This window comes from Mesorhizobium sp. (genome assembly GCF_017306585.1).
Classification (GTDB): Bacteria; Pseudomonadota; Alphaproteobacteria; order Rhizobiales; family Rhizobiaceae; genus Mesorhizobium.
This window is the reverse complement of record NZ_JAFKIC010000180.1, coordinates 24232-30827: the sequence shown is the minus strand read 5'-3', so window position 1 is coordinate 30827 and position 6596 is coordinate 24232. Positions and strand designations below refer to the sequence as shown.

General features: G+C 65.1%; 6 protein-coding genes. 1 reads left to right on the top strand and 5 read right to left on the bottom strand.

Features of this window, described 5'->3' with window-relative positions; all coding sequences use genetic code 11:
- The 5 genes from J0I79_RS21715 to J0I79_RS21695 all read right to left on the bottom strand — a co-directional run.
- Window positions 1-726: ABC transporter permease (locus tag J0I79_RS21715; protein ID WP_292863728.1), on the bottom strand; the 726-nt coding region annotated here is incomplete at its 3' end.
- Between the two features lie 9 nt (window positions 727-735).
- A complete protein-coding gene (locus tag J0I79_RS21710) occupies window positions 736-1920 on the bottom strand; it encodes an ABC transporter permease (protein ID WP_292863725.1) in 1185 nt (394 codons plus the stop codon).
- A gap of 75 nt (window positions 1921-1995) precedes the next feature.
- Window positions 1996-3036: an ABC transporter substrate-binding protein gene (locus tag J0I79_RS21705; protein ID WP_292863722.1), complete on the bottom strand. Its 1041-nt coding sequence runs from the start codon at window positions 3034-3036 to the stop codon at window positions 1996-1998.
- 38 nt (window positions 3037-3074) lie between these two features.
- On the bottom strand, window positions 3075-4172 hold the full coding sequence (locus J0I79_RS21700) for an ABC transporter ATP-binding protein (RefSeq protein WP_292863719.1): 1098 nt from the start codon (window positions 4170-4172) through the stop codon (window positions 3075-3077).
- Window positions 4173-4178: 6 nt separating this feature from the next.
- Window positions 4179-5549: an aminotransferase gene (locus J0I79_RS21695; protein WP_292863716.1), complete on the bottom strand. Its 1371-nt coding sequence runs from the start codon at window positions 5547-5549 to the stop codon at window positions 4179-4181.
- Between the two features lie 220 nt (window positions 5550-5769).
- On the opposite strand from J0I79_RS21695, the gene J0I79_RS21690 reads away from it, so the two are divergent.
- Window positions 5770-6585: an IclR family transcriptional regulator gene (locus J0I79_RS21690; protein ID WP_292863713.1), complete on the top strand. Its 816-nt coding sequence runs from the start codon at window positions 5770-5772 to the stop codon at window positions 6583-6585.
- The last annotated feature ends 11 nt before the right edge of the window (window positions 6586-6596 follow it).

Below are 6596 nucleotides of genomic sequence, written 5' to 3'. Positions count from 1 at the left end.
GGCGAGGGTCGGCGTCAGCGTGTCGCGCGCGATGGTGAACATCTCGCGCGGCAAGGTGCGCTGGCCGGGGCCGGCGAGGAACATCGTCACGACCACCTCGTCGAGCGAGGTGGCGAAGGCAAACAGCGCGCCCGATGCGGTGCCCGGCAGGATGACCGGAAGCGTGACTTTCCGGAAGGTCAGGAAAGGCGAGGCGCCCATGCTGGCGGCCGCCCACAACAGCCGGCGGTCGAGGCCCGTCAACACCGCCGAGACGGTGACCACGACGAAAGGCACGGCAAGCGAGGTATGGCCGAGGACCAGACCGGGATAGGTCGCGGTCAGCCCGGTCATGGAGAAGACGAAATACATGCCGACGCCGACGATGACGACCGGCGCGATCATCGGAATGAGCAGCAGCGCCGAGATCAGCCGCCGCCCCGGCAGTTGCGGCGCGGCGAGGCCGAGTGCCGCCATGGTGCCGAGCGGGGTGGCCAGCAATGTCGTCGACACCGCCAGCACAAGGCTGTTGCGCAAGGCATCCATCCAGGTCGGCGTGGTGAAGAACTCGCGGTACCATTTCAGCGACCAGCCCGTGATCGGAAAAGTGAAGTCGCCGCTGCTCTTGAACGAGAACAGCACGATGATGATGAGCGGCGCCATCAGAAAGGCCAGCACGGTGATGGCGGCAAGACCGAGGCCGAAGCGGCCGAACCGGTTGGAGAGCGACTGACGGGGACCGGACAAGGGCGCCTCCTAACGCAGGCCGACGCCGCTGCGGCGCAGCAGGGCGTTCTGGATGGCGTAGAGCGAGAGCGTGATGACGAGCAGGATCAGGCCGAGCGAGGAGGCAAGGCCCCAGTTCAGCGTCCCGGTGGTGTAGAGCGCGATGTAGTAGCTGATCATCTGGTCGCCGGGGCCGCCGACCAGCATCGGCGTGACGTAGAAGCCGAGCGTGACGACGAACACCATCAGCGTGCCGGCCATGACGCCGGGCATGATCTGCGGCAGGTAGACACGCCGGAAGGCGTAGAAGGGCGTCGCGCCGAGTGAAAGGGCGGCCCTGAACAGGCGGGGATCGATCGACCGCATCGCGGCAAGCAGCGGGAAGATCATGAAGGGCAGCATGACGTGGACCAGCGCGGTGATGACGCCGATGCGGTTGTAGAGCAGCTTCATCGGCTGATCGATGAGACCCATATCCATCAACAGCGTGTTGATGACGCCGCGGTCCTGCAGCAGCGCCAGCCAGGCGGTGGTGCGGACCAGGATCGACGTCCAGAACGGCAGCAGCACCATGAGCAGCAGAAGGTTGCGCACGCGGTCGCTTTGGCGCGCCAGGAAGGCGCACAGCGGAAAGGCGAGCAGCAGGGCCAGGATCGCCGTGGTGGAGGCGATGGTGAAGGTGCGCAGGATGATCGATCGGTAAAGCGCGGCGCCCGGCCGCGACGGCCCGATGCCGGTCTCGTAATTCTGCCTGAGGTCGAGCGCCGACAGGATGTGGAAGACGCCGACAGGCCCGGCGGCGCGCTTCATCGCCTGCCAGGTCTGGTTCGCGCCCCATTGCGGATCGAGCACGACAAGGTCGGGCGTGGTCCCGGCCGGCGCTGCCTCGAGCTTGCGCTTGGTCGATTGCAGCAGGGCACGAAACCCCGGATTTTCATAGGACAGCCGGCGGCTCAATGAAGCAAGGCTGGCGCCGTCGACCTGCGCGAGATCCCTGGCCAGCGCGGCATAGGCGTTTGCCGGCGGCAGGCCCCGGCCGCTCCAGGACGAAAGCTCCACCGCCGTTTCGGGCAGCGCCGTGCGCAATTCCGGATCCGATACGCTGCGCCACAGGATCATGCCGACCGGCAACAGGAAGGTGGCAAGAAGGAACACGAACATAGGCGCGATCAGCGCGTAGCTGCGCAGCATTCCTCCGCGTTGTCCCTTCAGCATCGGCTTCCCTCCTCGCGACTTCCATGGCCCGGGCCATCCCTCGATGGGCGGCCCGAACCAAAGTGTGGTTCGCGGCTACTGTGCCGACCATTCCGCCCAGCGGGCGGTCAAGGTGTCGATGTTGTCGATCCAGAAGGCATCGTTGATCTGCAGCACGTCCTTGTTGTTTTCCGGCGCGGTCGGCAGGTCGGCGAGCAGTTCCGGCTTTACCATGCCGACGGCCTTGGCCGAGGTGATGCCGATCGGCTGGACATCAGGCAGATGGCTTTGCGGCTCTGCCTCGCCGGCGAACTTCAGCAGTTCGTAGGCCTTATCGACATTGGGAGAGGTCTTGAGAATGACCCAGCTGTCGGCAGTCTGCAGCGACTTGTCCCAGACGATGCCGAACGGCTTGTGTTCCTTGTTGATGGCATTGGTGACGCGGCCGTTGAAGGAAGAGGTCATCACCACTTCGCCGGACGCAAGCAGTTGCATGGGCTGGCCGCCCGCGGTCCAGAACACCAGCGACGACTTGATCGTGTCGAGCTTGGCGAAGGCGCGATCGACGCCTTCCGGTGTCGACAGCACCCTGTAGACGTCGGCAAGCGGAACGCCGTCGGCAATGAGGGCGAATTCCAGATTGGTCTTCGGCGAGGCGCGCAAGGCGCGCTTGCCCGGATATTTCTTCAGGTCGAAGAAATCGGCCCAGCTCGGCACGGCGCTGACGCGGGTCTTGTCGTAGGCAAGCACGTGATTGTAGATCGCGGCGCCAATGCCGCATTTGTGGACCGCGCCGGGGACGTAGTTGTCCTTGCCGCCGAGCTTGTCGATGTCGAGCGGCAGGATCAGGCCTTCCTGGCAGGCAATCTCGAGCTCCTCGCTTTCGGCGTTGACGATGTCCCAGCCGCTGTCGCCGCCCTCGACCTTGGTCCTGATGACGCCGATGCCGTTGTCCCAGGTATCCTCGACGACCTTGATGCCGGTCTTGGCGGTGAAGGGCTTGAAGATGGCGTTGCTCTGCGCCTCCTGGAACGTGCCGCCGTTGGACACGATGACGAGGTCGCGCGCGGAGGCGCCCGCGAGGCACACGGTGCAGGCGAGAAGCGATGCGGCGAGCAGCTTTGTCTGTTTTAGCATTGAGTTCCCCTTTGTTTGATTTTGGTTGGGTCGAAGCTTCAGGCGAGGATCAGAGCCTCCTCGGCCGGAATGGAAAGGCGCAGTGTCTGGCCCGCCGGCGGCAGGCTCGCGCAGGCCTGTGGCCTGAGCTTCAGCTGCACGGTCTGGCCGCCTGATATGGCAATGCGCACGCGCACATGGTCGCCATGGAAGAGCTGGTCGAGCAGCGTGCCTTCGATGGTGTTGGCCTCGGCCTGGATTTCCGAAATCGCTTCCGGACGGACCACCAGCACGGCCTCCTTATCAGCGGCAATGCCTTCGCCGGCGCGGCCGCGCAGCACGACATCGTTGGCGAGCCTGATCCCGGCGAAGCCATCGCCGACGCTCACGACAGTCCCGGGCAGCATGTTCGTCTCGCCCAGGAAACTGGCAACGAAGCGCGTGCGCGGCCTGTTGTAGATTTCGACCGGCGGAGAGATCTGCTGGATGCGGCCTTCGTGGAAGACGGCGACGCGATCCGACATGGTCAGCGCCTCGTCCTGGTCGTGCGTGACATAGACGAAGGTAACACCGAGCTGCCGGTGGATCTGCTTGATTTCGATCTGCATCTGCTCGCGCAGCGCCTTATCCAGCGCGCCGAGCGGCTCGTCCATCAAGACGATGCGCGGGCGGTAGACCAGCGAGCGGGCGAGAGCGACACGCTGCTGCTGGCCGCCGGACAGCTGCCCGGGCTTGCGGTCGCCAAAACCCGCGAGATGAACGAGTTCGAGCGCTTCGCCGACGCGGCGTCTTGCTTCAGCGGCCGCAATGTTGCGCACGGCGAGCGGGAAGGCGACGTTGTCGGCGACCGACATATGCGGGAACAGGGCGTAGCTCTGGAACACCACGCCCATGTCGCGCTTGTGCGGCGGCAGGTCGGTGATGTCCTGTCCGTCCATGAAGATGCGGCCGGAATTCGGCCATTCGAAACCGGCCAGCATCATCAGCGTCGTGGTCTTGCCGGAACCGCTCGGCCCGAGCAGCGTCAGGAACTCGCCCTTGACGATGTCGAGCGAAAGATCGTCCACCACGGTGGATTTCGCGTCGTAGCGCTTGGTGACCGCACGGAACGATACGATCGGCGGCACTGCGGGGTCGACGATGGGCCGGTCCGTCATGAAGGGTCAGCTCAGTTGCGCGTGGATCTGATCAAGGCTTTCGCCGACTGCCGTGACGATTTCGCCCATATCCTCCTTGCGCGCAATCAGCGGCGGCGAAAACACCAATGTCGGCCCGAGCGCGCGCAGCAGCACGCCTCGCTCCTTGACCGCATCCGAGATGCGCTGGGCAACGGCAAGCTCGGGCGCGAACGGCGTGCGAGTGACCTTGTCGGCGACGAACTCGACCGCCGCCATGAAGCCGACGCCGCGCACATTGCCGACCAGCGGGTGATCGGCCAGCGCACGCAGTCCCTCCTGCAGCGCCGGCGCGGTGGCGCGGACATGGCCGCAGACATCCATCTCGTCATAGATGCGCAACGTCTCCAGCGCCACCGCTGCGCCGACTGGATGGCCGCCATAGGTGTAACCATGGCCGAAGCCGCCAAGGCTGGCGGCGAAGTCGGCGACCGGCTGATAGACGCGATCGTTGATGAGCAGCGCCGATATCGGGAAATAGGCAGACGACAGGCCCTTGGCGCAGGTCAGCATGTCGGGCCGCAGGCCGAAGCTTTGCGAGCCCCAGTACTCGCCGGTGCGGCCGAAGCCGCAAATGACCTCGTCGGCGATAAGGAGAATGTCGTATTTCTGCAGGACCCGCTGGATGGCGGCGAAATACCCCTGGGGCGGAACCACGACGCCGCCCGTGCCCATGACCGGCTCGGCGAAGAAGCCGCCGATCGTGTCCGGCCCCTCGGCGAGAATGAGCGCTTCCAGTTCGGCCGCCAGCCGCTCGGAATAAGCCTGCTCGCTCTCCCCCTCCTGCCTGCCCCTGTAGGTATCGGGACAGGCGACGTGCAGGAAGCCCGGCAACGGCAGGCCGTAGCCATTGTGCATGTTGGGCAGGCCGGTCAGACTGGCGGCGGCGATCGTGGTGCCATGATAGGCGCGCAGCCGGCCGATGATCTTGCGTTTCTCGGGCTTGCCGATAGCGGCGTGATAGTACCAGACCAGCTTGATGGCGGTATCGACCGCCTCCGATCCCGACGCCTGGAACATCGCCTTGGACATCGGCACCGGCGCTTTCGCCAGCAAGGTCTCGGCAAGATCGATGACCGGCTCGCTGCTGCGATGAGCGAAAGTCTGCTGATAGGGCAGTTTGAGCATCTGGGCATGGGCGGCATCGGCAAGGCGGCGGTCGCTGAAGCCGAGCGAGGCGCACCAGAGCCCGGCCATGCCGTCGATATAGCGGCGGCCGTCGAGGTCGACGACGCGGATACCCTCGCCCTGCCCGACCACCATCGGGCCGACTTTTTCGTGGAGCCGGAAATTGGTCTGGGGATGGGCGTGGAAGCGCACGTCCCGGCCGTGCGGCGAATTCAATATGGCCTGATCCATCGCTCTTCCCCTGTCGATCTTGTTTTGTGATACAAAATGATGTTTCGTATTACAAGACACTTTTTTATGATTCCGAACGACAGGCATGTTGGCCGCCGACGGGATCGAGCGCGCGGCCCGCCCTTGAAATCTTGTCTTGGAGAATGGGCCGGGGTAGCACGTTGAAGAGCGCTTCAGTCCGCCGGCGCGGATGGACGCAGGACGCAAGGGATAATGCAGCATGACCACGGCTCGGCCCGACGGCGGCGTGAAATCGGTCCAGTTGGCCTTCGACGTGCTGGAGGCGGTGGCGGCCGCGCCCGGCGAAGTCGGGGTCAGCGAGCTCGCAGCCCTTCTCGGCACGACCAAGGGCACCGTGTTCCGGCATCTGCAGACGCTGGTCGAGCGCGGTTATGTCGAGCAGAACACGGTGTCGACCCGCTACAAACTCGGCACCCGCTCCTATCTGATCGGGCAAGTGGCGGCCGGCCGCATCGAACTCTTGACCGCCTCATCGGATGCGATCGCGTCGCTGCGCGACGAGATCGGCGAAACCGTCGTGGTCTCCGCGCTGCGCAACCGCACGCTGATCGTCCTGCGCACCGTATTCGGTAAATCCAATCTCGAGATCGGGGTGCGGCAAGGCAGCGAACTGGTCCTGCACGGAACCGCCCAAGGCAAGGTGGCGCTCGCCTTCAGCAACCGCTCCCTCCTGCAGCACGTTCTGCGCCAGGGACTGACACGGCTGACGGACCACACGATCGTCGATCAGGCACGGCTTGAAGCCGAGCTCGAACAGGCGCGGTCGCAAGGCTTCATCACCGCGGCCAACGAGGAGACGTTCGGGATCAATGCCGTGGCCGCGCCGATTTTCGACCGCAGCGGCGATGTCGCCGGGACCGTGGCCATTGTCGGCTCGGTCCAGAACATCAAGCCGGATCCCGTCCCGGCGCAGATCGAGGCGCTGCTCAAGGCCAGCCTGCGCATCTCCTGGAATCTGGGTTACGACCGTGGCGCCGTGGACGCCCGCAGGCGCCTGGACTCGGCCGCATCCTGAGCAGCCCGCCT